Source organism: Erythrobacter sp. 3-20A1M (assembly GCF_018636735.1).
In the GTDB taxonomy this organism is placed as follows: domain Bacteria; phylum Pseudomonadota; class Alphaproteobacteria; order Sphingomonadales; family Sphingomonadaceae; genus Alteriqipengyuania.
The window spans coordinates 810,732-836,875 of the sequence record NZ_CP045200.1 but is presented as its reverse complement, the minus strand read 5'-3'; the positions used below and the strand labels follow the sequence as shown (position 1 = coordinate 836,875).

Annotated in this window: 27 protein-coding genes; 18 read left to right on the top strand and 9 right to left on the bottom strand. The window is 64.9% G+C overall.

All coding sequences use genetic code 11. The features are described 5' to 3' along the window. Nucleotides 1-68 precede the first annotated feature (68 nt). On the bottom strand, nucleotides 69-1,487 hold the full coding sequence (locus tag F7D01_RS04055; protein ID WP_215228952.1) for a sigma-54 dependent transcriptional regulator: 1,419 nt from the start codon (nucleotides 1,485-1,487) through the stop codon (nucleotides 69-71). 184 nt (nucleotides 1,488-1,671) lie between these two features. On the opposite strand from F7D01_RS04055, the gene F7D01_RS15140 reads away from it, so the two are divergent. The 7 genes from F7D01_RS15140 to F7D01_RS04025 all read left to right on the top strand — a co-directional run bounded on the left by F7D01_RS15140 (nucleotide 1,672) and on the right by F7D01_RS04025 (nucleotide 7,056). After that, nucleotides 1,672-1,791 (top strand): aa3-type cytochrome c oxidase subunit IV, encoded by a 120-nt coding sequence (locus tag F7D01_RS15140; RefSeq protein ID WP_251567050.1) that lies wholly within the window; start codon nucleotides 1,672-1,674, stop codon nucleotides 1,789-1,791. A gap of 5 nt (nucleotides 1,792-1,796) precedes the next feature. Then, nucleotides 1,797-2,921 carry an NAD(P) transhydrogenase subunit alpha gene (locus F7D01_RS04050; RefSeq protein ID WP_215228951.1) on the top strand — a complete coding sequence of 375 codons (1,125 nt, stop codon included), beginning with the start codon at nucleotides 1,797-1,799 and terminating at the stop codon, nucleotides 2,919-2,921. A gap of 25 nt (nucleotides 2,922-2,946) precedes the next feature. Further along, a complete protein-coding gene (locus tag F7D01_RS04045; RefSeq protein WP_215228950.1) occupies nucleotides 2,947-3,231 on the top strand; it encodes an NAD(P) transhydrogenase subunit alpha in 285 nt (94 codons plus the stop codon). After that, nucleotides 3,231-4,739, top strand: a complete 1,509-nt coding sequence (locus tag F7D01_RS04040) for an NAD(P)(+) transhydrogenase (Re/Si-specific) subunit beta (protein WP_215228949.1) — start codon at nucleotides 3,231-3,233, stop codon at nucleotides 4,737-4,739. Before F7D01_RS04045 ends, F7D01_RS04040 begins: the two co-directional genes overlap by 1 nt. Further along, nucleotides 4,739-5,074 carry a hypothetical protein gene (locus tag F7D01_RS04035; RefSeq protein WP_215228948.1) on the top strand — a complete coding sequence of 112 codons (336 nt, stop codon included), beginning with the start codon at nucleotides 4,739-4,741 and terminating at the stop codon, nucleotides 5,072-5,074. Before F7D01_RS04040 ends, F7D01_RS04035 begins: the two co-directional genes overlap by 1 nt. 112 nt (nucleotides 5,075-5,186) lie before the next feature. Then, complete coding sequence (locus F7D01_RS04030; RefSeq protein ID WP_251567048.1) at nucleotides 5,187-5,882, top strand: aspartate/glutamate racemase family protein; 696 nt, start codon at nucleotides 5,187-5,189, stop codon at nucleotides 5,880-5,882. After that, the gene (locus tag F7D01_RS04025; protein WP_215228947.1) at nucleotides 5,875-7,056 is read left to right on the top strand and encodes a deoxyguanosinetriphosphate triphosphohydrolase; all 1,182 of its coding nucleotides are present in this window, start codon (nucleotides 5,875-5,877) and stop codon (nucleotides 7,054-7,056) included. The genes F7D01_RS04030 and F7D01_RS04025 overlap by 8 nt, the downstream gene beginning before the upstream one ends. Before the next feature lie 121 nt (nucleotides 7,057-7,177). Here the strand turns inward: F7D01_RS04025 and F7D01_RS04020 are convergent, their stop codons facing one another. Both F7D01_RS04020 and F7D01_RS04015 read right to left on the bottom strand, forming a co-directional pair. Further along, a complete protein-coding gene (locus F7D01_RS04020; RefSeq protein ID WP_371819706.1) occupies nucleotides 7,178-7,291 on the bottom strand; it encodes an entericidin A/B family lipoprotein in 114 nt (37 codons plus the stop codon). 82 nt (nucleotides 7,292-7,373) lie between these two features. Next, nucleotides 7,374-8,273 (bottom strand): DMT family transporter, encoded by a 900-nt coding sequence (locus tag F7D01_RS04015; RefSeq protein WP_215228945.1) that lies wholly within the window; start codon nucleotides 8,271-8,273, stop codon nucleotides 7,374-7,376. A gap of 127 nt (nucleotides 8,274-8,400) precedes the next feature. On the opposite strand from F7D01_RS04015, the gene F7D01_RS04010 reads away from it, so the two are divergent. Continuing rightward, a complete protein-coding gene (locus F7D01_RS04010) occupies nucleotides 8,401-8,631 on the top strand; it encodes a hypothetical protein (protein WP_215228944.1) in 231 nt (76 codons plus the stop codon). Nucleotides 8,632-8,647: 16 nt separating this feature from the next. Here the strand turns inward: F7D01_RS04010 and F7D01_RS04005 are convergent, their stop codons facing one another. Further along, complete coding sequence (locus tag F7D01_RS04005) at nucleotides 8,648-10,192, bottom strand: CpaF family protein (protein WP_215228943.1); 1,545 nt, start codon at nucleotides 10,190-10,192, stop codon at nucleotides 8,648-8,650. 199 nt (nucleotides 10,193-10,391) lie between these two features. On the opposite strand from F7D01_RS04005, the gene F7D01_RS04000 reads away from it, so the two are divergent. The 10 genes from F7D01_RS04000 (at nucleotide 10,392) to F7D01_RS03955 (ending at nucleotide 19,822) form a co-directional block, all read left to right on the top strand. Next, nucleotides 10,392-11,309, top strand: a complete 918-nt coding sequence (locus tag F7D01_RS04000; protein ID WP_215228942.1) for a DMT family transporter — start codon at nucleotides 10,392-10,394, stop codon at nucleotides 11,307-11,309. 50 nt (nucleotides 11,310-11,359) lie between these two features. After that, the gene (gene glmS, locus F7D01_RS03995) at nucleotides 11,360-13,183 is read left to right on the top strand and encodes a glutamine--fructose-6-phosphate transaminase (isomerizing) (protein WP_215228941.1); all 1,824 of its coding nucleotides are present in this window, start codon (nucleotides 11,360-11,362) and stop codon (nucleotides 13,181-13,183) included. 229 nt (nucleotides 13,184-13,412) lie between these two features. Next, nucleotides 13,413-13,676 (top strand): hypothetical protein, encoded by a 264-nt coding sequence (locus tag F7D01_RS03990; protein WP_215228940.1) that lies wholly within the window; start codon nucleotides 13,413-13,415, stop codon nucleotides 13,674-13,676. Then, a complete protein-coding gene (locus F7D01_RS03985; protein ID WP_215228939.1) occupies nucleotides 13,673-14,119 on the top strand; it encodes an ion channel in 447 nt (148 codons plus the stop codon). Before F7D01_RS03990 ends, F7D01_RS03985 begins: the two co-directional genes overlap by 4 nt. A gap of 8 nt (nucleotides 14,120-14,127) precedes the next feature. Then, nucleotides 14,128-14,928, top strand: coding sequence for a MipA/OmpV family protein (locus F7D01_RS03980; RefSeq protein WP_215228938.1), 801 nt, complete (start codon nucleotides 14,128-14,130; stop codon nucleotides 14,926-14,928). After that, a complete protein-coding gene (locus tag F7D01_RS03975) occupies nucleotides 14,925-15,392 on the top strand; it encodes a GbsR/MarR family transcriptional regulator (RefSeq protein ID WP_215228937.1) in 468 nt (155 codons plus the stop codon). Before F7D01_RS03980 ends, F7D01_RS03975 begins: the two co-directional genes overlap by 4 nt. Continuing rightward, a complete protein-coding gene (locus tag F7D01_RS03970; RefSeq protein WP_215228936.1) occupies nucleotides 15,392-17,029 on the top strand; it encodes a mechanosensitive ion channel family protein in 1,638 nt (545 codons plus the stop codon). The genes F7D01_RS03975 and F7D01_RS03970 overlap by 1 nt, the downstream gene beginning before the upstream one ends. Next, nucleotides 16,950-17,294: a phospholipase D-like domain-containing protein gene (locus tag F7D01_RS03965; protein ID WP_215228935.1), complete on the top strand. Its 345-nt coding sequence runs from the start codon at nucleotides 16,950-16,952 to the stop codon at nucleotides 17,292-17,294. Before F7D01_RS03970 ends, F7D01_RS03965 begins: the two co-directional genes overlap by 80 nt. Before the next feature lie 219 nt (nucleotides 17,295-17,513). Next, entirely contained in the window at nucleotides 17,514-17,933 is a 420-nt protein-coding gene (locus tag F7D01_RS03960) for a hypothetical protein (protein WP_215228934.1), read from the top strand. Further along, nucleotides 17,912-19,822, top strand: coding sequence for a bifunctional diguanylate cyclase/phosphodiesterase (locus tag F7D01_RS03955; protein ID WP_215228933.1), 1,911 nt, complete (start codon nucleotides 17,912-17,914; stop codon nucleotides 19,820-19,822). Before F7D01_RS03960 ends, F7D01_RS03955 begins: the two co-directional genes overlap by 22 nt. 21 nt (nucleotides 19,823-19,843) lie before the next feature. Here F7D01_RS03955 and purQ read toward each other — a convergent pair whose 3' ends face one another. The 5 genes from purQ to F7D01_RS03930 all read right to left on the bottom strand — a co-directional run bounded on the left by purQ (nucleotide 19,844) and on the right by F7D01_RS03930 (nucleotide 26,136). Beyond that, nucleotides 19,844-20,515: a phosphoribosylformylglycinamidine synthase subunit PurQ gene (gene purQ / locus F7D01_RS03950; protein WP_215228932.1), complete on the bottom strand. Its 672-nt coding sequence runs from the start codon at nucleotides 20,513-20,515 to the stop codon at nucleotides 19,844-19,846. Then, nucleotides 20,512-20,754: a phosphoribosylformylglycinamidine synthase subunit PurS gene (purS, locus tag F7D01_RS03945; RefSeq protein ID WP_215228931.1), complete on the bottom strand. Its 243-nt coding sequence runs from the start codon at nucleotides 20,752-20,754 to the stop codon at nucleotides 20,512-20,514. Before purS ends, purQ begins: the two co-directional genes overlap by 4 nt. A gap of 129 nt (nucleotides 20,755-20,883) precedes the next feature. Continuing rightward, a complete protein-coding gene (locus F7D01_RS03940) occupies nucleotides 20,884-23,826 on the bottom strand; it encodes a pitrilysin family protein (RefSeq protein ID WP_215228930.1) in 2,943 nt (980 codons plus the stop codon). 92 nt (nucleotides 23,827-23,918) lie between these two features. Continuing rightward, nucleotides 23,919-24,728, bottom strand: coding sequence for a phosphoribosylaminoimidazolesuccinocarboxamide synthase (gene purC / locus F7D01_RS03935; RefSeq protein ID WP_215228929.1), 810 nt, complete (start codon nucleotides 24,726-24,728; stop codon nucleotides 23,919-23,921). 106 nt (nucleotides 24,729-24,834) lie between these two features. Next, nucleotides 24,835-26,136 (bottom strand): sodium:proton antiporter, encoded by a 1,302-nt coding sequence (locus tag F7D01_RS03930; RefSeq protein WP_215228928.1) that lies wholly within the window; start codon nucleotides 26,134-26,136, stop codon nucleotides 24,835-24,837. Nucleotides 26,137-26,144: the final 8 nt, after the last annotated feature.

Sequence of the window (26,144 nt, the reverse complement as noted above, 5' to 3'; positions counted from 1 at the left end):
CTGTTGCTGGCGTGGAATTACGCCGAGAGAACGGGGCATGGCGCGGGCGGTTCCGCGCCGGGCGGAAGTCAGGCCGCGTTGTCGATGCCGAGGTCGGAGAGCTTGCGGTAGAGCGTGGAGCGCCCGATGCCGAGCCGCCGCGCGACCTCCGTCATGCGCCCGCGATAATGCCCGATGGCGAGGCGGATGACATCGGCCTCGATCTCCTCCAGCGGGCGCAGATTGCCGTCGTCGGTGTAGAGCATGACGCCCACCGCCTCCGGCTGGGCCGCGCCGTTCTCCGCCACTTCGCCGACCATTCCGGACAGCTGCGGAAAGTCGCCCGCGGTCAGCACCTCGCCATCGCAGAACACCGCGGCGCGGAACAGTACCGCCTGCAGCTGGCGGACATTGCCGGGCCAATCGAAGGCGGCCAGCAGGTTCAGCGCGCTGTCGGCCAGGCTGAGATGGCGCAGGCCCGGCTGTTCGCCGATGCGGGCAAGGAAATGGCGCGCGAGCGCGGGGATGTCCCCCGATCGCTCGCGCAACGGCGGCAGCTCGATCCTGGTGGCCGAAATAGCCTCGAGCAGGTCGCCGTCGAAGTGTCCCGTCTTCACCATGTCGGCCAGCGGCAGATTGCTGGCGGTGAGCAGGCGGATGTCGATGCGGAAGCCGTGCGTCGCGCCGACGGGGCGCACGATGCCCGAATTCAGCGTCGCGGCAAGGCGGGTCTGGAGATCGGGGGGCAGGCGGTCGATCTCGTCCAGCACCAGAGTGCCGCCGTCGCACGATTGCAGCGCGCCGATCTGGCGGTCGAACGCCCCGGCAAAGGCACCCGGTTCGTGCCCAAACAGCGCGGATTCGACCGAATTGCCGGGTATCCCGGCCAGATTGACGAGGCGGAAGGGTGCTTTGGCGCGGGGGCTGGACGCGTGCATGGCGCGCATCAGCATTTCCTTGCCCGTCCCGCTTTCGCCGCCGATCAGGATATGGCCGTGCCCGCGTGCCGCCTTGGCCGCGCGGGCGAGCGCGGTGCGGAAGGCAGGCGCGGTCCCGATCATGGCATCGAAATCGAGGCTGACCGGCATCTTCTCGGTCAGGGGCTGCAGCTCGTCGCGCGGCATCTCCATCCGGGTGGCGCTGATCAGCGCGCGCATCAGCCGTTCGGGGGCGACCGGTTTCACCAGGTAATCCGTTGCGCCGGCGCGCATCGCCTCCACCGCCTGCAGCGGGCTGGCGCTGGCGGTCAGCATCAGGATGGGAAGGGCGGGGCGGCGCTTGTGCAGTTCGGCGATGACCGCGCAGGCCTCGTCGCCCGGAACCCATTGGTCGAGGATGATGGCGGAAAGTTGCATGCCCTCCCGCGTGCCGAGCGTGGCGATGGCGGTCTCGCAATCCTTAACCACCAGCGTGCGCCAACCCTCGCGCGCGGCGAGCGCGGTGACGAGGCGGCTTTGCGCCGGCTCGTCGTCGACCAGCATCAACAGACGTGTATCTTCCTTCGCCATCGTTCGCGCGCGCTTCTCCAGTGCCGCCCCGGCAATCGGGATGGTCGATGTCGGAAGAGCCGTAGCGCGATAGGGTAAAGGCGCGCTTAAGGGCGACGGGCCGGGCGCGCGGCAGGCTTGGCAAGCCGGGGGCATCGCGATAGGGCAGGGCGCTGAAACTTACTTGCAAGGGGATTTGCCGGTCATGGCAGCCAACGACATGAAATCCGCCAGCGCGACCTATTCGCGTTTCATATCGGTCGTGAAGGTCGCGGTGCCCGTCATCGCGATCCTCGTGCTCCTCCTCCTGATCATCATCAGCTGAAGCCGTTGCGGATCGCCGCACTCAGGGAACGCGCCCCGGGCGAAACGCGGGTGGCGCTGACGCCCGAAACGGTCCGCAAGTTCGCGGCGCTGGGTGCCGACGTCGCGGTGGAGACGGGCGCGGGCGAAACCGCCGCGATTTTCGATGCCGCGTATGAAGAGGCGGGCGCGCAGGTTGCCGATGCCGCCGCTATCGTCCGGGACGCCGATATCGTCCTGGGTATTCAGGCGCCCGATCCTGCTCTCCTGTCGGGTGCGAAGGCGGGGGCGATGGTCGCTGCGGTGTTCGATCCCTTCGCCCGGCGCGATCGGGTGGATGCCTATGCCGCCGCGGGATATCAGGCGCTGGCGATGGAATTCATGCCGCGCATTACTCGCGCGCAATCGATGGACGTCCTGTCGAGCCAGTCGAACCTGTCGGGTTACAAGGCAGTGATCGCGGCTGCCGATACCTACGGTCGCGCCTTCCCGATGATGATGACCGCCGCTGGCACGGTGCAGGCGGCACGGGTATTCGTGATGGGCGTCGGTGTCGCCGGGCTGCAGGCGATTGCAACCGCGAAGCGGCTGGGCGCGCAGGTATCCGCCACCGATGTGCGCAGCGCGACCAAGGAACAGATCAAGTCGCTGGGCGCGAAGCCGATCTTCGTCGAAGACGTCGCCGGGATCGAGGGCGAGGGTTCGGGCGGCTACGCCACCGAGATGAGCGAGGAATACCAGCAGGCGCAGGCGAAGCTGGTGTCCGAGCATATCGCGAAGCAGGATATCGTGATCACCACGGCGCTGATCCCCGGCCGCGCGGCGCCGCGCCTGATTACCGATGCGCAGATCGCCAGCATGAAACCCGGCAGCGTCATCTTCGACCTGGCGGTCGCGCAAGGCGGCAATGTCGAGGGCTCACAAGCCGACGAACTGGTGGTGAAACACGGCGTCACGCTGATGGGCTATGCCAACACGCCCACCACGCTGGCGCCCGATGCCTCGGCCCTGTTCGCGCGCAACCTCTATAACTTCCTCTCCGCCTTCTGGGACAAGGACGCAGGGGCGGTCACGCTGGACGAGGAAATCGGTGACGCGGTGCGCCTGACGCAGGGCGGCAAGGTCGTGAACGAGAGGTTGGCGGCGCAGTAACCGGACCCGGGGGAGGGGACCAAGAGTGGACTTCATTTCGATCCTGTCGATTTTCGTGCTTGCCTGCTTCGTGGGCTATTACGTCGTCTGGTCGGTCACGCCTGCCCTTCACACGCCGCTGATGGCGGTGACCAACGCGATTTCGAGCGTCATCATCGTCGGCGCGCTGATCGCCGCTGCGGCGGCGGACGTGCCGGGTGCCAAATGGCTCGGCCTGGCCGCGATCGTGCTCGCCAGCGTCAACATCTTCGGTGGCTTCGCGGTAACCGAGCGGATGCTCGCGATGTACAAGAAGAAGGAGAAGAAGTGATGGGCACTCTTCTCCTCGCAGCGCCTGTCGCCGAGCATGGGCCGGTGAATCCCTGGGTCGCCCTCGCCTATCTCGTTGCGGGCGTCTGCTTCATCCTCGCGCTGCGCGGCCTCTCGAGTCCCGCCACCAGCCGCACCGGCAACCGCTTCGGCATGGCGGGTATGCTGATCGCGGTGGTGACCACTCTGGTGACCCATTTCCCCCGGACGCATGAACAGGCTGCGCCGGACGTCGTGAACATCATGCCCGACTGGGCTTCGATGGGTGAAATCCTCGCCGCCATCGCCATCGGCGCGATCATCGGCCTCGTCACCGCGCGGCGTATCGCGATGACTGCGATGCCGCAGCTGGTCGCGGCGTTCCACAGCCTCGTCGGCCTCGCCGCGGTGCTGGTCGCGGGGGCAGCGTTCCTCAATCCCGGCGCGTTCGGCATTCTCGATGCGACTGGCAGCATTCTTGCCGTCAGCCGGGTGGAGATGATCCTCGGCGCGGCGATCGGAGCCATCACGTTCTCGGGCTCGGTCATCGCCTTCGCGAAGCTCAACGGGAATATGGGCGGCTCGCCGATCCTGCTGCCCGCGCGCCATGTCATCAACCTGGGCACGCTGGCGGCGATCGTCGTCCTGACGGCGCTCTATGCGATGCAGCCGGTCGCCCCGGCGGGCGAGGGGTGGATCTTCTGGATCGTGCTCGCACTCGCCTTCGCCGTGGGCTTCCTGCTGATCATCCCGATCGGCGGGGCGGACATGCCGGTCGTGGTATCGATGCTGAACAGCTATTCGGGCTGGGCCGCGGCGGCGATGGGCTTCACCCTGCACAACACCGCGATGATCATCACCGGCGCGCTGGTCGGCAGCTCGGGCGCGATCCTCAGCTACATCATGTGCCGCGCGATGAACCGCAGCTTCCTGTCGGTAATCGCGGGTGGCTTCGGCGCGGAAACGTCCAGCGCAGGCGACGGGGCCCCGCGCGAACAGCGCCCCTACAAGCAGGGCAGCGCCGCCGATGCCGCCTTCATGCTGGAACAGGCGGAGAAGGTCATCATCATCCCCGGCTACGGCATGGCGGTGGCGCAGGCGCAGCACGCGCTGCGCGAAATGGCCGACGTGCTGAAGGAGAAGGGGGTGGAGGTGAAATACGCCATCCATCCCGTCGCCGGGCGTATGCCGGGGCACATGAACGTGCTGCTGGCCGAGGCCAATGTGCCCTATGACGAGGTGTTCGAGCTGGAGGACATCAATTCCGAATTCGCGCAGGCCGATGTCGCCTTCGTGATCGGGGCGAACGATGTCGTGAACCCGGCGGCGAAGACCGACAAGTCGAGCCCGATCTACGGTATGCCGGTGTTCGATGTCGGCGCGGCGAAGCAGGTGTTCTTCATCAAGCGTTCGATGGGCGGGGTCGGCTATGCCGGGGTCGACAACGACGTGTTCTACATGGATCAGACGATGATGCTGCTGGCCGATGCCAAGAAGATGGTCGAGGAAATCGTGAAGGCGATGGATTGATGCGCCGCGTGGCACCGGCCCTGTGTGCCATCGCCCTGCTGACCGGCGGCTGCGCGCAGCGGATCGCGGAAAGCCGCGTGCGCAGCGCCCTGCTGGATGCCGGGCTGTCGCGGAACAACGCCGATTGCATGGCCGAGCGCATGGTCGACCGCCTGACCATCGACCAGCTCAAGAAGCTGGAAGGCATGAAGGCGCGCAGAGGCGAAAGCGACAAGCCGACCTCGCTGCGCGATTTCGTGAACCGGGTCAGGCGCGTGGGGGATGGGGAGGTCGTCACCGTGACCGCATCCTCCGCCGCGCTGTGCTATACCGGTCTAGCGAACGAGAGGCGCTGACACGCCCCGCCGGGCTGCGGAAACGCGCTCACGCAACCCTGTTCATAGGCGGTGAATCGCGGCTAGGGCAGGCGCACGCCGCACCGGATTGGCCGAACAACGAGGAAATCACTTGCGTAAGCTGGGAATGATCGGCGGGATGAGCTGGATCTCGACCGAAACCTATTATCGCCGCATCAACGAGCGGGTTCGCCGCGAGATCGAGCCGATGGCCTCCGCGCCGCTGTTGATAGAGAGTCTCGACTACCGGCAGCTTTGGGGGCTCCTCGACGAGGGCGACTGGAGCCGCGCGGGCGACATCCTGGAAGAATCGGCGAAACGGCTGGCGGATGCGGGCGCGCAAGGGCTGATCCTGTGCGCCAATTCGATGCACCGTCTCTACGACCGGCTGACTGATGCCGTTTCGATCCCCGTTCTGCACATCGCGGACGCGGTCGGCGCGAAGATGAAAGCGGACGGGGCGACGAAGAATGCGGCGCTGATCGGCACCCGTAACGTCATGACCGAAAGCTTCTATCGCCAGCGCCTGGTCGCGCAGGGCATCGATTTGCTGCCGCCCGATATGAGCTTCGCCGAACAGAGCGACCGGATCATTTACGAACAGCTGATGCAGGGGCGCGCGCCGCGCGATGCGGAACGTTATTACCGCACCGTGATCACACAGCTGGAGCAGGCGGGCGCGAAGGCGATCGTGCTCGCCTGCACCGAGCTGGCGATCGTGGTCGACGTCGATGCGAATGTCCTGCCGATTTACGATTCCGCGCGCATCCACTGCAATGCGGCGGTCGACTGGATGATGGATGGCTGATCGCGTCCCCAGCGCGGGACCGCTGGCCCACCTTGCCGCGCGACCGGAGGCGTCGCAAGGACGCGAATTCGAACAGCCGGGCGATGGAACCCGTGGGCCCCGCAGCGCATTCCAGCGGGACCGGGACCGGATCATCCATTCGATCGCCTTCCGCCGCCTGCGTTCCAAGACGCAGGTCTTCGTCGCACCCGATGGCGATCACTATCGCACCCGGCTGACACACAGCCTGGAAGTGGCGCAGATCGCGCGGGTGATCGCGCGTGCGCTGGGGCTGGACGAGGACCTGACCGAGGCGCTCAGCCTGGCGCACGATATCGGTCACCCCCCCTTCGGGCACGCGGGCGAGGATGCGCTGGACCAGGCGATTGCTGCGCATGGCGGTTTCGACCACAACGCGCAGACGCTGCGCACACTCATGCGGATCGAGAACCCCTATCCCACGCATGATGGCCTCAATCTCAGCTGGGAAGTGCTGGAAGGCCTCGCCAAGCATAACGGCCCGGTCGACGCACCGCACTGGTCGCTCGCCGAGCTCGACCGCGCCTTCCCCATGGACCTCGCGACCTGGCCTTCGCTGGAAGCGCAGGTCGCCGCGGTGGCGGACGACATTGCTTACGACAATCACGACATCGACGATGGGCTGCGCGCCGGGTTCCTGGAGCTGGACGACCTCCTGACGCTCGATTTTGTCCGCGACCAATGGCGCGAGGTGGAGCGGCGTTTCCCGAGCGCGCCCCGCGATCGCCAGTTGCGCGAGCTGGTGCGCGGCCAGATCGGCTGGATGGTCAACGATGTGATCGAGCAGGCGCGCAAGGTGGCGGGAGGGCTCGGCTCGCGCAGCGAGATCGCGAGCGCGGGCCAGGTCGCGGGGTTTTCACCTGCCATGCGGGCGGCTGAGCGTCGGCTCAAGGCCTTTATGTATGCTCGGCTCTATCATCACCCACAGCAAGTGGAGACGGCGGACAAGGCGCGGGTGGTGATCGGACATCTGTTCGATGCCTACTGCGCCACGCCCGCGCTCCTGGGTCCGGGATGGGCTGAGAAGCTTCCTGCCGACGAGCCGCAGCGCAGCCGCCACACCGCCGATTACATCGCTGGAATGACCGATCGCTTCGCGCTCGACCGATGCCGTGAGCTCGATGTCGCGATACCCGATGATCTCAGCAATGTCTGAGAGGATGAAATTGGCGAACCTGCTATAGGCTGATGCCGATGGTCCGCTTCCAGAGCGAAGATAAGAAAACGGCCGGCGCAGTTACCTGCGACCGGCCGTTTTTATAATTGCTCGCGTTGCCTCAGTTGATGGCGTCGTCGCCGGCCTGGCCGACCGATTCGACATCCCGGCCCATTCCCTTGACCGTATTGCAGGCGGTCGCGGTGAGTCCGAGGGCGGCGACACCGATCGCCATCATGATCTTGCGTGTCATGCTATGCTTCCTTTCGTTGCACGGCGGGTTACCACCCTTCCGCCATTGCCATCCAGAACGCCGGTCACCCCGCTCGGTTCCGGCGGCTGAGCCGGTGCTCGCGCCAGGCGACGACGAGCCCGGCTCCGATGATCAGCGGCGCCCCCAGCCACAGTGTGGCCGGGGGCAGGCGACCGAACACCGGCTCGCCATAGAAGACCGCCCAGACGAGCGAGGTGTAGTCGATCACGATGATCGTCGCGGCGGAACCGAAGCGCAGCGACCAGGTCAGGAACAACTGCGCCACCGCGCCCGCCAGCCCCATCGCGATGACGATACCCCAGGTCGTCGGATCGTGCGCCGCGCCGACGAACGGCAGGAACAGCGCCAGCGCCGGCGTGGTGAAGGCGACGAACCAGAACACGATCGACCACGGGCTCTCGGACCGGTTCAGATCCTGGATCAGGAAGGAGATAAGCGCGACGAATGCCCCCGCGATCAGGCCCACCGCCAGCCCCTCTACCGACACACCGCCCCCCAGGTCGGGCAGCATCACGATGCCCACGCCCAGGAATCCGAGCCCGACGGCGGTCCAGCGATAGATACCGATCCGCTCCCGGAACCAGATGAGCGCGATCAGCACCGCGAACAGAGGGGTGGTGAAGCCGAGCACGGTCGCCTCCGCCAGCGGGAGGAGCAGGACCGCGCCATACACGAACGCCATGCTGGTAACGCCCAGGAAGGCGCGGCGCGCATGAGCACCCAGGCGTTCCGTCCGCAGAGTCGCGAGGCGCCCAGTCAGCGCGATCGCACTCCCGAGCACCACCAGCGTGACCGCCTGACGCCAGAACAGCAGTTCGGGCAGAGCGACTCCGCGCGACCCGGCGAGTTTGACAAGCATCGCCATGGTCGCGAGCGACCCCGCCGCGAAGAAACGGATGACCAGCGCCAGAATGGGGCGGGGGGCGGCGACGGAACCATCCATCGCACAGGCCTTAGGGTGGGCGCGCAGTGGCGGCAACGCCCGGCCGCGGCATGCGGCGCAGATAATCTTGCGCGCGCCTTACCGGGCGTTGCGAGTGGAAGCAGCCGCGCCCATATCGCGCGGCACGATGGAATGGTTTCGCGATCTCGTCTTCGCCAGCGACGCGGAAATCATGGCGCTGTGGGGCGGCGGTTTCCTGCTGTTCGCCGTCGTGGCTCTCGTCGCGGAGCGAAGCCGCGTACGGCGTGCACGGATCGACCGGGTGGGCTGGGTGCCGTGGACCGGCCTGTTCCTGCTCTGCGCCGTTATCGGCGGCGGCTTGCTCGCCCTCTCGATGCCATCGGTGCTGAAGGGTTGACGCGGGGTGGGGGCCGCTAGAGGCACGCCTCCAGATAGGCCTGGTCGAAGCCGAACTGGCGTGCCTTTTCCAGCGTGTAGGGACGCAGCCCCGAAGCGCGGAACTCGCCGATGATCTTGCCCTCGTCGGTCTCGTCCAGATATTCGAACTTGAACAGTTCCTGCGTGACGATCACGTCGCCTTCCATCCCGATCACCTCGGTGATGTTGGTCGTGCGACGGCTGCCGTCGCGCAGGCGCTTCACCTGAACGATCAGGTCCACGCTTTCCGCGATCTGGCGGCTGATGGCCTCCTTCGGGATCTTGATGTCGCCCATCAGGATCATGTTCTCCATACGCCCCAGGCACTCGCGCGGGGAGTTCGCGTGAAGCGTACACATGGAGCCGTCGTGGCCCGTGTTCATGGCGGCGAGAAGGTCGAAACATTCCGCGCCGCGAATCTCGCCCAGGATAATCCGGTCGGGCCGCATACGCAGGGCGTTCTTGACGAGGTCGCCGATGGTGATCGCGCCTTGGCCCTCGAGGTTCGGCGGGCGTGTTTCCAGCGGCAGCCAGTGCGGCTGCTGCAGGCGCAATTCGGCCGCGTCCTCGATCGTCAGCACGCGCTCACCCGGATCGATCATCTTCGACAGCGCATTGAGCATGGTGGTCTTACCCGAACCGGTGCCGCCCGAAATGACCACGTTCATCCGGCATGCGCCGGCGATCTTCAGCGCCGTGCACATCTTGTCGTCCATCGAACCGAATTGCTTCAGCATGTCGAGCGTGATCGGCTTCTCGGAGAATTTACGAATCGAGATCGCGGTGCCGCGCAGAGATAGCGGCGGCACGATCACGTTGACGCGGCTGCCGTCCTTCAGCCGGGCATCGGCCAGCGGCGTGGTCTGGTCGACGCGGCGGCCGACCTGGTTCACGATGCGTTGGGCGATCTGGAACAGATGCTGTTCGTCGCGGAAGCGGATCGGGGCGACGATCAGCTTGCCGTTCTTTTCGATGTAGGTCTGTTCCGGTCCGTTGACCATGATGTCGGTCACGTCCGGATCGTGTAGCAGTTCCTCCAGCGGCCCGAAGCCGAGCAGCTCGTCGATCAGGACCTTTTCGAGCGCGAATTGCTCGCGCCGGTTGAGCGTGGCCTTGAGCTCGGCCAGCACCTCCATGATGATCGGTCGGAACTCGTCCGACAGCTCGTCCTTGCTCAGCGTTGCGGCCGCTTCCGGATCGACCCGCTCGAGCAGGCGTGGCAGCACCTCCTCCTTGATCTTGTGGATGCTCGCTTCGAAGCCGCCGACTTCCTGCTTCTCGTGGACCGCGTTGGCCCGGTCGGTCAGCCGAGCGAGGGCATCGGTCTGCTTCTTGGTACCGGATCCGGGGGCGGCCTCGTTGCCGAAGAATTCGCTCTTTTCTTCCTCATCCTCGGGCAGGGGCGGAAACTGCTCCCCCCCCTTTTCGCCGGACTTGGCCGGGTCGGCGCGTTCGCCGCCCTTCATGGGGCGGGCGACACCGAAGGAAGGCCGCGAACCTGTCGCTCCGCCCGGTCCCGTCTTTCGTCCAAATGCGCTCATTCGCCTATCCCAATTTCCGTAGCTCGACCGACCATCTCCCGCAAAGACGATGACGTCCGACGAGCGAAAAAGGTAAATAGGATGGAAACCTTATCTTTTTCCTAACCTCGTTTGCACAGTTAGGCCTGGTGGAAGAGGGGTTGCTTCGCGGGGCTGATACGCCCACCGGCGGCATTTGGTTCTCTACCTCGGGGGTTCGATGCAGACCGACGACCGCGCGGGGCTCGTCTTTGCGCTGGCGGGCTTCGCCTGCCTTTCTTTCGGCGACGCGATCATCAAGACCATGGCCGGGCAATGGTCCTCGCTGGCGGTGGCCGCGCTGCGCTACGCTTTCGGTGCCGTGGGCCTGAGCGCATTGTTGCTGGTTCACGAGGGACCACGCGCCTTCCGCCCGGCCAAGCCGTGGCTGCAGGCCGCGCGCGGTCTTTTCGTCGCGCTGGCGACGCTGTGCTTCTTCTCCGCGGTGTTCGTCATGCCGCTGGCCGAGGCGACAGCGATCGTCTTCGTATCCCCCATCATCACCGCGCTGCTGTCCCGCCCGTTGCTGGGGGAACGGGTGTATCCTTCCACCGTGATCGCTTCTGTAATCGCTTTCGTTGGCGTGCTGATCGTGTTGCGCCCGAATGTCGCGGCGATCGGTGTCGCAGCCTTCCTGCCATTGGGATCGGCCATCTTCATGTCGCTGCTGGTGATCGCCAATCGCGCGTCGAGCGGGCAGGGCAGCGCGCTGTCCATGCAGAGCTTCGTCGCCGGCTTCGCCGCGCCAGTGCTGATCGCCGCCGCGCTTCTCGGGCAGGCGAGCGGGGTCGAGCCTTTGCGCTTCGGCTGGCCCGAATGGGACGTGATCGCCCGTTGCGCGATCGTGGCCGTCACCGCCAGCACCGCGCACTGGCTGATCTATCTTGCCACCATGCGCGCGGGCGCGGCGACCATCGCGCCGATGACCTATGTGCAGTTGCTGGTGGCGAGCGCGCTGGGCTGGTGGTGGTTCGGCGACCGACCCGATATGGTCACCTATGCCGGCGCGCTGGTGATCATCGTGGCGGGTCTGTACCTCTGGTATGCCGGTCGGCAGCGGCAACGCGCGGCGCGCCGCGCCATGACAATTGATTCATAGGGCGCGCTCGCTAGAGGCGGAGCGTCTTTCCACTCGCGGAGTCGAGAAAAATGTGCGGAATCATAGGTATCGTCAGCCAGCGCGCCGTCGCCAATCGGTTGACCGACGGGCTGCGCCGGATGGAATATCGCGGCTATGACAGCGCAGGGTTGTGCACCCTGGACGACGAACAACTGATCCGCCGCCGGGCGCAGGGCAAGCTCGACAATCTGATTGCCGTGCTGGCGCAGGAGCCGGCCCCGGGCGATCTGGGCATTGCCCATACGCGCTGGGCGACGCACGGCGCGCCCACTGCCGCCAACGCGCATCCGCACGCGACGGGCGAGGTGGCGATCGTTCACAATGGTATCATCGAGAACTTCCGGTCGCTGCGCGAGGAATTGCAGGCGGACGGTCGCACGATGGAAAGCGAAACAGATAGCGAGGTCGTCGCCCATCTGATCTCGCGCGAGGTCGAAAGCGGGGCGGCCCCGCGCGAGGCGGTGGAAACCGTTCTGCCACGCCTGCGCGGTGCCTTCGCGCTCGCGATGCTGTTCCGCCAGCATTCCGACATGCTGATCGGCGCGCGGCTCGGCTCTCCACTGGTGGTGGGCTATGGCGAGGGGGAGATGTTCCTCGGTTCCGATGCGCTGGCGCTCGCCCCGCTGACGCAGCGCATCTCCTATCTCGAGGAAGGCGACTGGGTCGTGATTACGCGCGAGGGGGCGCAGATCTACGACCAGAACAACGAACCGGTGGAGCGTGAGATAGTCGCCTCGGGTGCCAGCGCCGCGGCGGTCGAGAAGGGCAATTACCGCCACTACATGCAGAAGGAGATTTTCGAGCAGCCGACCGTAGTGGCGCAGACCCTGTCGAGCTACGTCCGGCAAGCCGATGCCAGCGTGGCGCTGCCGCAGATCGACTTCGACCTCTCCGCCATCCGCCGCATCACCATCGTCGCGTGCGGAACGTCCTATTACGCCGGGCTGGTCGCCAAATACTGGATCGAGCAATTCGCCCGGGTGCCTGTCGACATCGATGTGGCGAGCGAGTTCCGTTATCGCGAGCCAGTGCTGGAGGAAGGCGGGCTCGCCATCTTCATCTCGCAGAGTGGGGAAACGGCGGACACGCTGGCCGCACTGCGCCATTGTCGTGCCGAAGGGCAGACGATCGCGGCGGTGGTCAACGTGCCGACCAGCACCATGGCGCGCGAGGCGGACTTGCTGCTGCCGACGCATGCGGGGCCGGAAATCGGCGTTGCGAGCACCAAGGCGTTTACGTGTCAGCTAGCGGTGCTCGCCGCGCTCGCGGCCCATCTCGCAGTGCGCAAGGGGCGGATGAACCGGGAAGAGGAGCAGGAGATCGTGCGCCATCTGCTGGAGGCACCGGCCGGCCTCAACCGCGCGCTGGATCACGATGAAGACATTGCCGAAATGGCGCCGCTGATCGCACCGGCGCGCGACGTCCTTTATCTCGGGCGCGGGTCGGATTTCCCCATGGCCCTGGAAGGGGCGCTGAAGCTGAAGGAAATCAGCTATATTCATGCGGAAGGCTATGCCAGCGGCGAGATGAAGCACGGTCCGATCGCGCTGATCGACGACAAGGTGCCGGTGATCGTCATTGCCCCGTCGGGCCCGCTGTTCGAGAAGACCGTCTCGAACATGCAGGAAGTGCGGGCGCGTGGGGGCAAGGTGGTGCTGATTTCGGACGCGGACGGCATCGCCGAAGCCGGCGAAGGCTGCCTCGCGACGATCGAGATGCCCCGTGTGCACCCGCTGATCGCGCCGCTGGTCTATGCAGTGCCCGTGCAACTGCTCGCCTATCACGTGGCAGTGGTGAAGGGCACCGACGTGGACCAGCCCCGCAACCTCGCGAAGTCAGTGACGGTAGAGTAGGGCTAGCGGCGGAAACCGTTCCGCGGATGCCGTTATTCGGCATCCTATCGGCCCTTTCGCGGATAAGAACCTGACAAGGCCGGGCTTCTTCAAAACGTTCAGTTGTCACTGAACCTACCATAGGGTAGCGACGAAACGGATGTTCCGCGTGGAGCCCCTTCCGTGCGAGCCAAGCGCGCATCCGATCGCGGTCACGCATAAGTCACGTGCTGCGCTGCCTTGGTCGTATGTGGTCCGCCCAATCTCGAACCACGCGCGCCGGTTCGCCAGACGGTCGGGCGCGTTCGGGGCGTCGCTGCTGGCGGTGCAACATTTCGCCACGAACAGCGGCATCGACTTCAACGTCACCTTCATCGGTCCGGAATTCGATACCGAATCGGAAGAGTTGTTTTCGCAGCAGTATATGAACGATCTCTACGCCTATGGCCCAAGCCGAGGCGTGGAGCGTTCCTGGTTCCCGGGTCTGATGGAAGCTGAGGGCGAAACGCGATGACGATCACCATGCAACTCGTGATCGGTGCCGTGATGGTCGGACTGACGATGGTCGTCCAGGCGGGCTTCGTGGCAGCGGCATTCGCTCTCGATGATCGGATGATCCCGTCACGGTTCCGCAAATCGCGGACGGGAACGACGCTGCTCCTTGCGAGCGCGACGATCTGGATGCTTCTCGCACTCTCGGCGGCGGCGTGGCTCTGGGCCGGTCTGTTCATGACCTTGGGGGCTTTTCAGGAGCTCGAACCGGCTCTGTATTTCGCCACGGTCTCGCTCACCACCCTCGGCTTCGGCGATGTCATCCTGTCGCCCGAGGTGCGGCTACTGTCGGCGATCGTGGCGGCCAACGGCCTCATCATGTTCGGTCTCAGCACCGCCTTCCTGCTCGATTTCGTAGGCGAACTTCGCACAGAGGGGCGGGCAACCGCGTCTCGCACCAAATAGGACTTTCCATGCCCGGACTTAAGCTCTCTCTCGTCTTTTCCGTCGCCATCGCGGCTCTGTCCGCGACGCCGGTGCTTGCTCAGAAAAACAGCGGGGATGAACCGCGACGGACCCGCATAGCACTGGGGCCGCAGATCACGCCGAGCTATCCAGGCTCGGACGATCTTTCCGTCCGGCCGTTCTTCGATATCGCGCGCGCCGCCGGCGACGACGAGTTCGAATTCGAAGCGCCGGACGAGGGCTTCGGCTTCGCGCTTCTGCGTGGCGACAGGTTCTCGGCAGGACCGTCGCTGGGGTTCGAGGGAAAGCGATCGTCCTCCGAGGTGGGCGGCGCTTTTCCGGATGTCGATATTTCGATCGAGCTGGGAGCCTTCGCCCAGTATCAGTTGAGCGACCGCATTCGCCTGCGGGCCGAAGGAAGGCAGGCCGTTACCGGACATGATGGCTTCATCGCCAATCTGGGTGCCGATTACGTCTGGCGCGAGGGCGATCGGCAGCTTTTCTCCATCGGTCCGCGGGTGACCGTGACGGACAGCAGCTACCAGAATGCCTATTTCGGAGTTCGCCCGGCAGACGCAGCGGCGTCGGGTCTGCCGGCCTACGATCCCGATGGCGGCGTTCAGGCGATCGGTGCGACCACCGGCTACATCCGCCAGCTTACGCCGCGCTGGGGTATCTACAGCTACGCCAAATACGATCGGCTCGTAGGCGATCCTGCCGATTCACCCTTGGTCGAGCGGTTCGGCTCGCGGAACCAGTTTTCCGGCGGGGTCGCGCTCACCTATACCTTCGGCCGGAACGTCCCATGACGACCCGCAAGATCACGTTGAGCGAAGCAGAAACGGATTTTATCGAACGCAGGGGCATCAGCGCCGAATCAGACGGCCAGGCGCGCATCACCGGGCGGATATGGGCGCTCCTGATGGTCGTGGCGCGCGACCTGACGTCTACCGAGATAGCAGACACCTTGATGGTGAGCCGCGGCAGCGTCAGCACGAACCTTCGCTTGCTGGAAGGTCTCAAGATCATCGAACGGCGATCGAAGCCGGGAGAACGTGAGACCTACTTCGGTATGTCCGAGCATCCTTACACCTTGCTCATCAAGCAGCTCATCGAACGGTTTGCGGGCTATCGCCGCATGATCGAGGCTGCATCCAGCAGGATGGAACGACCGGAATGCCGGGAAAACGTCGCCAGCCTTGCAAAGTTCTACGAGCTGCAGGAACGCGGCCATCGATATATGCTCGCCGAGCTCGAGAGGTTCGAAAAGTGATGGCCTGCCGCGCCGTCCTTCTCACCGTCGTCAGCTTTATGCTCGCAGTCCTTTCGCTGCCGGCTCACGCGCAGACGCTACCCGTTCCGGAGGCGACTGCCGATACCGTTGCAGTCGAACCCGATCCATTCGGCCGTGAGACGCCCCGTTCGACCGTCACGGCGCTTTTGCAGGCATTGGCCGATGGCGATTATGCGCGCGCGGCGAATTACTTCGTGGAGGGTGGAAGCAGCGCCGACGGTGATGCGCGCGAGGCAAGCGCGTCGGCGGGTGATGAGGCCAGCGCGGCGGCGCTTGCGCGAAAATTCCAAACCGCGCTCGATCGCGGCGGCTCGCTAGCGCCCTTCCTGGCGCTTTCGAACAGTGCCGATGGCCAGCTCGACGACGGATTGCCGCTCGATAGAGAACAGGTCGGCATGTTCGGAGACGGCGAAGAGCAGACAGCGATCGTGCTGGAGAGGATATCGGCGGAGAATGAACCGGCACGGTGGCTGGTTTCCTCCGAGACAACGCAGGCGGTCGATGATTTCATTCCGGACGAGCAAGCAAGCGCAGCGGACCAGACGGACGAGGTCGCGATTGCGGGTGCGCCATGGACCGACTGGCTCTTACTGATCGGCATAGCAGTGATTGCCTTCGCCATATTCCGCGGCGCGGCAGCTCTGCTCCTCCTCCTCTTGCGAAAGGTCATGTCCGATCCGCAGGCAAGCGCCGTTTACCGGTTCTTCCAAGCGGCACTGCCGCCGCTTTCGCTCTATCTCGTCGTCGCCACCTTCTATCTGCTTGCAGCGGATCTGCCGGTCTCGATCATCGCCCGGCAGACTTTCCTGCGTTACGCCGGCATTGTCGCCTGGATCGCTCTGGCGTGGTTCGCCCTGCGGCTGGTCGACGCTATAGCGCGTATTCTGACGGGTCGAATGCGCCGTGCGGAACGCCGACAGGCGGAAGCCGTCGTCACGTTCCTGCGCCGCGGCGCAAAGGTCGCGCTGCTGGCGATCGCGTTCATCGCGGTCCTCGACACGATCGGAATCGATATAACGACCGGCATCGCCGCGCTCGGCATCGGCGGCCTTGCTCTCGCCCTTGGCGCGCAGAAGACCGTCGAGAATCTGGTAGGCTCGGTCACCCTGATCGCGGACCGTCCCATGCAGGTGGGCGATGTGGCGAAGATCGGCGATGTCTTCGGCACGGTCGAAGATATCGGGATGCGCTCGACACTGGTGCGCACCAACAACCGCACGCTGGTCTCGATCCCCAACGGTAACCTGGCGTCCGATCGAATAGAGAATTTCGCTCTGCGGGATCGCTTCCTGTTCAATCAGACGCTGGGTGTCACCTACGATACGGATGCGGACCAGATGGAGCGCCTGCTCGCAGAACTGCGCGCGATACTCGAGGCGGACGAGAACATCATCGATGATGACGCCAGGGTCCGTTTCAATGGCTTCGGAGATAGCGCGCTCCACATCGAGTTCTTCGCCTACTTCCGGACGCGCTCCTACCCGGAATCGCTGGCGATGCAGGAAGCGCTTCTGTTGGCCATCATGCGCAAGCTCGATGAACGCGGCATCGGTATCGCCTTCCCCACCCGGACGGTCCACCTGCAAACCCAGCAGGGGAAATCCGCGATCGCGTGACGGACCGACCCTTCATGCCGAGGCCTTCACCGTCGCTGGCAGTACGGTATTCATCGGCTCGTTCAATTTCGACCCTCGTTCGTTCGCCTTGAACACCGAGCTGGGCATCATGATCGACAGCCCGGAGATAGCCGGGGAGATGCGGAAGGTTTTCGACGATACGATTGCCCTCGACACCTACCGGGTGGTGATTGCCGATGGTGGTCGGCTGGATCGACACGCGCGACGACGATCCGGAAATCGAATTCACAGAGCCCGGCATTAGCTGGTGGTCTCGCTTGTTCGTCCGAGCGCTGTCGTCTTTGCCGCTGGAGCGGCCCCTGTAACCACGGCATGCCGCCGCTAGCTTAGCGGGCGCGCAACCCGGGGTGGATTCGCCGCGTCCAGGCGGGTCTTAACGGGCGACTAACCACTCGCGTTTATTGCGCCACCGGTGAAGGACATCTCCTCGCCTGCGCACCGGCATCTTCGGCCCGATTCGCCGTTGAGGTTGTCGGCCCTGCTCGGCCTGAGCGATCGCGGCGGGCTGGACTGGTCGCGCCTGCGTGCCTTGCAGCATGCACATGCCGCCCGATACTGGCGCATGGGAATGCTGGGCCAGGTCATCGCGGCCGGGGCAGCCTTCGCCATTTCCCACCCCGCGCTGCCCGTGTGGGCGACGGTCGGCTGGCTTTCGCTCCTGGCGGTCGGGCTCGCGCGCTACATCGTTACCAGCCGGACCATGCGGCTGGAGCGGATCGAGCGGATCAGCCGCCACCGCGCTCTTATCCGGGCGATCGGCTCGGCACCGATCGGGTTTGCCTGGGGCGTCTTCGCGCTCGCGCTGGCGGTGTGGGGCACGCAAACCGAATTGCTGATGGCGGGCCCGCTGTGGTCGCCGTCATGGCGACCTCCGCCGCCCTGATGGCGGTCGTCCCGCTCGCGGCGGTGCTGTTCCTGGCGATAGTGGGCGGAGCGAGCGTGGCGGCCATGCTGCTGGACGGGGCTCCGGTGCCCGCCGGAGCGATCGCGGTTCTGACTGTGATACTGGGTATCAACGTATTGCTGCGGGGAGAGAATTTCCTGCGCGTGCGCGATGCGGAGGCCGACCGGGCCGAGAAGGACGAGGTCGTCTCCATGCTGCTGGGAGAGTTCGAGGAAAGCGAGGCGGACTGGCTGTGGCAAATCGACACCGCGCGCCGGGTCTGCGATCCGAGCATGCGCTTCGCAGGCGCGTTGCGGGCCAGCCCCGTCGATATCGAGGGGGAGCCTTTCCTCCGGCTGATCCTGGGCGACGACTGGCAGAACCAGGAGGCGCTGCCCGTGCACCGGCAACTCGCCGAAAAGTTCACCCGGCGCGAATCCTTTTCAAGTCTGGCGGTCCGCGTGGTGCTCGACGGGAACGTGAAGTGGTGGGAACTCTCGGGCATGCCCGCCTATGACGAGCAGGGAAATTTTGCCGGTTTCAGGGGCGTCGGATCGGATGTCACCGAACAGCACGAATCGAACGAGAAGATCGCCTATCTCGCCCGCTACGATACGCTGTCCGGTCTCCCCAACCGGATGATGCTGACCGAGGCGCTGGCCGAAGCGCTGCGGTTCGCGGAAAAGTGGCGGACGCAATGCGCTCTGATGATGATCGATCTCGATCGCTTCAAGGCGGTGAACGATTCGCTGGGCCATCTCGTCGGCGATACGTTGCTGGCGCAGGTTGCCAAGCGACTGAACGATGCGATGGACGACAACACGTTCTGCGGGCGGCTGGGTGGGGACGAGTTCGCCGTGGTCGTGCGCGACGTCTCCAATCCGCGGCTCCTCGCCGAACGCGGGGAATGGCTGATCGAACTGCTGTCGGAGCCGTATTCGGTCGACGAGCATACGCTGCATATCGGGGCCAGTATCGGCTCCGCCACCGGCCCGGCGGACGGCACGACGGTCGAGATGCTGCTGCGCAATGCCGACCTCGCCCTCTATCGGGCGAAGGATGAGAGGGGCGGCGTCTACCGGTGCTACGAACCGACACTGTTCGCCGTGGCGGAGGAACGCCGCCAACTGGAGACTGCGCTTCGCGCGGCGCTTCAGCGGGGCGAGTTCCACCTCCAGTATCAGCCGATCGTCGATGCCCGCAGCGAAACGCTGATGAGCTTCGAGGCGCTGATCCGCTGGCATCCCGAAGGCGGCAGCCCCATTCCCCCGGATCGCTTCATCCGCCTGGCGGAAGAGACGCGGCTGATCGTGCCGATCGGCCGCTGGGTGATGGAGCGTGCCTGCCGTGACGCGACCCGCTGGCCCACGCATGTTCGGCTCAGCGTGAACGTATCGGCCGAGCAATTGCTCGATCCGGATTTTTCGGGAGATGTCGTGCGCGCGCTATCCGCCAGCGGCCTGGACCCGAGCCGACTGGAGATTGAAGTAACCGAAAGCGTCTTCCTGAACGACGCCGACCGTGCCCGCCGGGCGATGGAGGAAGTGATCGCGCTGGGTTGCAAGGTAGCGCTCGACGATTTCGGCACCGGCTATTCGTCGCTGGGCTATCTGCGCAAGCTGCATTTCTCGAACATCAAGATCGATCGCAGCTTCGTGAACGGTGCCGCGCAAGGCAACATCGAAAGCCTGGCCATCATCCGTGCGGTGGTGGCCATGGCGGAATTCCTCGAAATGGCGACCACCGCCGAAGGAGTCGAGCAGGCGGAGGAGGCGGATCTGATCCGCGACCTCGGCTGCACCAAGATGCAAGGTTACCTCTTCGGGCGACCGATGAACGTCAGCGACACGGATTCCCTGTTCCGGATGCGCGATCGCGAACCCGCGTAGCTGCGCCGCTGCCCGAACGATTCAGGCGTTGACTGAGTTGGAAAGCGCCGCCTCGAACAGCGCGCGCCCATCCGTTCCCCCATGCGCCGGGTCGATCGCGCGTTCGGGATGGGGCATCATGCCCAGCACGTTGCCCGCCCCGTTCACGATTCCCGCAATGTCGCGACGCGAGCCATTGGTGGCATCCAGATAGCGGAACACCACTCGACCCTCTCCCTCCAGCCGGTCGAGCGTCTCGTCATCGGCAAAGTAATTGCCGTCGTGGTGGGCCACCGGGATGCGGATTTCGCCTCCTTCGGCATAACCTGCGGAGAACATCGTGCGGGCGTTCTCCACCCGCAGGCGGACGGTACGACAGATGAAGGTCTGGCCGGCATTGCGCATCAGCGCACCGGGCAACAATCCGGCTTCGGTCAGAACCTGGAAGCCGTTGCAGATGCCCAGCACCGGAACGCCACGGTTCGCCTGTTCGATGACCGCGCGCATAATCGGGCTGTTCGCCGCCATCGCGCCGGAGCGCAGATAGTCGCCGTAGGAAAATCCCCCCGGCAGGGCGATCAGGTCGAGCCCGTCGGGCAATTGCGCTTCGCCGTGCCAGATCCGGACCGGAGCGCGGCCCATCACCTGCTCCAGCGCGACCGCCATGTCCCGGTCACAATTGGAACCGGGGAAGGTGACGACGGCGGCTTTCATCGGCGACCCTCGTCGAAAGCGATTTCGTAGTTCTCGATCACGGTATTGGCGAGCAGCCGTTCGCACATCTCGGCGATCGTGGCGCGATCGGTGCCCTCGGCCACTTCGAGCTCTACCGTGCGCCCGATACGTACGTTCTCCACGCCGTCATATCCCAGCCCCTCCAGCGCGTGATGGACCGCGCGGCCCTGCGGGTCGAGCACGCCGGGTTTCAGGCTGACGAAGACGCGAACTTTCACTGGGCGGGACTCCTGCTGGGACGGCGGCGAGCGCCGCGAGAATATCGTGGCCCTCATAGAGCGGCGGGGCGGCGCCGTCCATCGGCACCACCCCGCCATATACCCTGGATACGGGGGCGAACCCGGCCCTTATTCGCCTCGCAGGCTTTCGTGGATCACCGAAATCCGCTTCTCCGCACCCTGCTGGAGGTACTTTTTCGCGGCTGCCTGGATGTCCGCCGCGGTGACGCTGGCATAGCGTTCCTTGCGCGTGCGATAACGCTCCAGCCGCGCGGCTTCGCTCTGCGCATGCGAAGCCACACCGAGCCAGTAACCGTTCTCGCGCAGCGACTTGTCGATCTGCTCCATCACGGGCGCGCGGGCCCGCTGCAGCGTATCGGCGTCGATTGGCGCGTCGCGCAGGGACTTCGTGATCGTATCGACCGCCTTGTAGACCTCGTCGCGCGTGTCCGGCGCGATGACGATCTGCACACCGAGATAGCCGTAGCCCTTGAAGGTGTCGGACATCGTCGAGAAGGCATTCGGCGAATAGCTCGCGCCCAGCTTCTCGCGGATTTCCTCCGTTAGCTCGAGCTGCATGACCTGCGCCAGCATGTTCAGCACCGCTTCTTCCCGCGCGTCGCCGTCGTCGGTGGTCGGCCAGTCGACGATGGCGAGGCCCTGATCCGGTGTGCCCTCGTGATAGAGCGTCACCTCGCTCTTGTCGGCCGGGAAACTGACACCCGCGTAGGACGAGGTCGGTGTGAAGTTCGCCTTGCGCTCGGGCAGCGCGCCGAAAGTCTCGGCGACGTCGGAGATAACCTGCTGGGGATCGAAGTCGCCAACCACCGAGATTTCGATCGGCGCATTCGCCAGGACTTTCGAGAGCGCCGATTTCAGTTCCTGCGTATTGCGGCTCAAGAGGGTCGCCTCGTCCGGAATGCCGAAGCGCTGATCCCCATCGGCGAGGATGCGATCGACATTGGCCGCCGCGACCTGCTGCGGCGTGGATTTCAGCTGGGCCTCGAACAGGGGCACGATACCCTGCCAGCGCGCCTCCATTTCGGGCCGATAGCCGGGATCGGTCAGGTAGGCCGTGCTCAGTTCCATCTGGCGCTCGAAATCCGCCATCTTGGTGCTGCCGCTGATCTGGAAGGCGTCGAGCGACGGGCTGATGCCGGCGGAAACGTCCTTGCCCGCCAGGATGGTCTGCAACTCGTCATAGCTGTGCTTGCCCAGACCGCCCTGCGCATACATCGCGCCCATGTAGATGGGCAGGCCGGGTTCGTCGGCGGGGAGCGACAGGACGCCGCGACCGATATTGACCGTGAAGCGCAGGCGCCCGTCTTCGAAATCGGTCTGCTTGAGGTTCAGCATGACATTGTTGCCGAACCGGATCGTGCGGATGCCCAGATCCTGAATCGTGCTGTCGCTCGCGATATTCCCCGGCGTACCGAAATCGGTGTAGCCGAATTCGGCCACCGCCTTGTCCTCGGGGGCGCTCACGGGCGTGCCCTGCGCCTCGCGATAGACCGACAGGACGTGGTCCGTGCCGCCATCGACCGGTTCCTTGCTGCTCACGAAGATCAGCGGATTGTCGCTCGCATAGCCGCTGGCGAAGGCGGCATTCACCGCATCGACCGTCAGTGTCGGCTTGATCTGCTCGAACGCGGCCAGGAACGCTGCTGGCGTCACGAACAGATCGTCCTCGCCGACCGTGTTGGCGATCGATTCGGCCAGCCCGGCGCTGCGCCGTGTGCCCTGTTGCTCTGCCGCTTGACGGAAGCTCGTTTCAGTATTCGCCAGCTGTTCGTTCAGTTCGGCCTGGGTAAAGCCGTATTCCTTCGCCCGGCGCAGCTCCTGTTCGCCGATGCGCAGCGCATCTTCCCATTGGCCTTCCTTCGCGGTGAGGCTGATGGAAGCGGTGTCGGCGCCCTGCAGGATGGAGCTGATCCCTGCACCGCCCCCGACGATCATAGCATCGGGTTGCTGCGCAATCTTCTGGATCCGGCGCGAAACGATGCTCGCGCCAAGATTTTCGAGCAGTTGCTGGCGCAGCGAGGCAACGCTGGTCGGGCGGAAGGAATAGTCGCTGATCCGGTCGATCGAGACCGCATAGGGCACTGCCGGATCGACAAAGATGTCGGCTTCGGTCTTGCGGTTCGTATCGACCGAGCCGCGGTCGAGCGGAGCACCCGCGGCGACTTCCGGTTTCCAGTCGGCGAAATACTTGCGAATCTCCGGTTCGACCATCTTGGGATCGATGTCGCCGACCACGACCAGGACGGCGTTCTCCGGCTGGTAATACCGCTCGTAGAGCGAGCGGATTTCGGAAGCGGTCGCGTTTTTCAGTACGTCCGCCGTGCCGATCGGCAGGCGCGTGCCGAACGGCGCCCCGGGAAGTTCGAACTGAAGGTTCTGCTTCGCCTGCCGCAGGCCGAAGCTGTCGCGCGTGCGCATTTCCGACAGCACCACGCCGCGCTCGCGGTCGACTGCTTCGGGGGCGATGGTGAGGTTCGACGCGGTCTCGCGGAACAGCATCAGCCCGGTATCGAGCAGGTCCGCATTATTCTGCGGCAGGTCGAGCTTGTACATGGTGGCATCGAAGCCGGTGGAGGCGTTGGTGTCGGCACCGAAGGCCAGGCCCTTGCGCTCCAGCAGCTTGATCATCTCGCCTTCGGGTACGTTCTTCGAACCGTTGAAGGCCATGTGTTCGATGAAGTGGGCGAGCCCCTGTTCCTCGTCCGATTCGGCGATGGAGCCGAAGCCGAAGCGCATCCGCAGGGCGACCGTGTTCTTTGGCGTCTCGTTATGCAGGATGGCGTATTTCATCCCGTTGTCGAGAGTGCCGTAGATGACGTCCTGATCGATCGGGATGTCGTAGATCGGGAAGTTCCACGGCGTCTCGCCGGTGACCGTCTGCTGGCTCGTCGCCGGGGCGGGCGCGGGTGCCGGGGCCTGCTGCGCCTGTGCCGGAGCGGCCTTCTCGGCAACTGCCGCGCCATTGTCCACCGCGGCGTAGGCGGTGGTCGTCAGTGCGAACAGCGGGAGGAGGGCGATGGCCGAGCGACGGCGAAGAGAGGTAAGGCTCACGTGAATTCCTCTGATTTACGGAGTGTTTCTGCGACGAGACGGACCCTACCCCTTGCTCAATGCTTGTAAAGGCTCGCGTCGATCGACCCGGCTCAGCCTTTTGGCTTTGGCTTGCCGCCACCGCGCAGCCGACCGCGATGGGCGCTCATGTCGAGCACTTCGCCGGGGCCGTCGCCCTCTGCCTGCAACAGGCCGAGGCGGCGGGCGACTTCCTGGTACGCTTCTTCCTCGCCGCCCATGTCACGGCGGAAGCGATCCTTATCGAGCTTTTCGCCCGTCTTCATGTCCCACAGTCGGCACCCGTCGGGGCTGATCTCGTCGGCCAGGATCACACGCGCATAATCGCCGTCCCACAGCCGCCCGAACTCCAGCTTGAAGTCCACCAGCCGGATGTCGATCGCGGCGAACATGCCGCACATGAAGTCGTTGATGCGGATCGCCATGCTGGCGATGTCCTGAATTTCCTCGTGCCCCGCCCAGTTGAAGCAGGCGATGTGCTCTTCCGACACCATCGGGTCGCCCAGCGCATCGTCTTTAAAATAGTATTCGATCAGCGTGTGGGGCAGCGGATCGCCTTCGGGAATGCCCAGCCGCTTGCTGATGCTGCCCGCCGCGACGTTGCGCACGACGACCTCCAGCGGGATGATCTCCACCTGCCGGATCAGCTGCTCGCGCATGTTGAGTCGGCGGATGAAGTGGGTGGGGATGCCGATATGCGCGAGGCGGGTGAAGACATGCTCGCTGATGCGATTGTTGATCACCCCCTTGCCGTTGATCGTGCCGCGCTTTTCCGCGTTGTTGGCGGTCGCATCGTCCTTGAAATACTGGATCAGCGTGCCCGGCTCTGGACCTTCGTAGAGGATCTTGGCCTTGCCTTCGTAGATCTGGCGGCGGCGCGACATAGGCTGTTCCTCGGGAATCAGGACAAGGGAGAAGGCCCGGGCGTAGCACCGGGGAAGCGAGGGCGGACCCTATAGATCACACCATCCACGGGGGCAATCCGCCCGCTCAATCCTGCGCCGCGGAGGGAACGACATGGCTCCCTTCCACGGCCGGGCGATGGCGGTTGATCAGCCGGCCCAGCGTGGCGCGCTGGACCAGCACGCTGAACAGCACGGCGGCGAAGGTTGCGGCCAGCAGTAGGTTGCGCGTGGTCCCTTCGGGCAGAGACAGGGCAAGAGCGATGGAGATGCCCCCACGCAGCCCGCCCCACCACAGGATCGTGCCGGTGCCTGCCCCCTCCAGCCGGGTGCCGGGGACGATCTTGGTCGTGACCCCCACGGCGATCGCGCGCGCGAGCAGCGTTATCGCGATCGCCGCGATTCCCACCGCCAGATGGTTGAGCTGCGGCACCAGCGCGATCATCTCTAGCCCGATCAGCAGGAACAGGATCGAGTTCAGCAGCTCGTCGATCAGCTCCCAGAACTTGTGCACGTAGTCGCGCGTCGTATCGCTCATCGCATGGGCGAAACCGTAATTGCCGATCACCAGCCCTGCGACCGCCATCGCGAGGGGGCCGGAAACGTGCAGCATGCTCGCTAGTGCGTAACCGCCCATGACCACGGCCAGGGTGATCAGCACTTCGAGCGAGTATTCGTCCATGCTGGCGAGACCCTTGTAACCGATCCAGCCGATCGCGAGCCCGATCGCAAGTCCGCCACCCGCCTCCACCAGGAACAGATGCGCGCCTTCGCTAAGAGAGAAGTCCGCCCCGGTGACCGCGGCTTCCAGCAGGATGGCGAACACCACGATGCCGACCCCGTCGTTGAACAGGCTCTCGCCCGCCACGGCGCTTTGCAACGTGCCGGGCACGTTGAATTCCTTCAGCACGCCAAGCACCGAGACCGGATCGGTGGGAGAGATCAGCGCGCCGAACACGAAATACCAGATCGGCGACACGGACAGGCCGAGGATATCGCCCACGCCCCACATCGCCAGCCCGACGATGATGGTCGAGAGGATGACGCCCACGGTGGAAAGCAGCAATACGGGAAACCAGGCGCTCTTCAGCTTTTCCAGATCGACATGCAACGCACCCGCGAACAGCAGGAAACTAAGCATCCCCTGCAAGAGCGTCTGGGTGAAATCCATCCGTTCCAGCAGGCCGGCCACCCAATTGTCGAGCGTCACCCAGGGCAGCAGGCTATTGGCCAGCATCAGCCCGAGCGAGGTGACCGCGCCCATGATGGTCAGCCCGATCACATGCGGCAGGCGAAAGACGTGGTAGTTCACATAGCCGAGCACCGCCGCGGCCACCACCAAGATAGCCGCGACGTCGAATGTGCTGAAAAATTCCGGGCTGTGCTCCACGGGTGCGT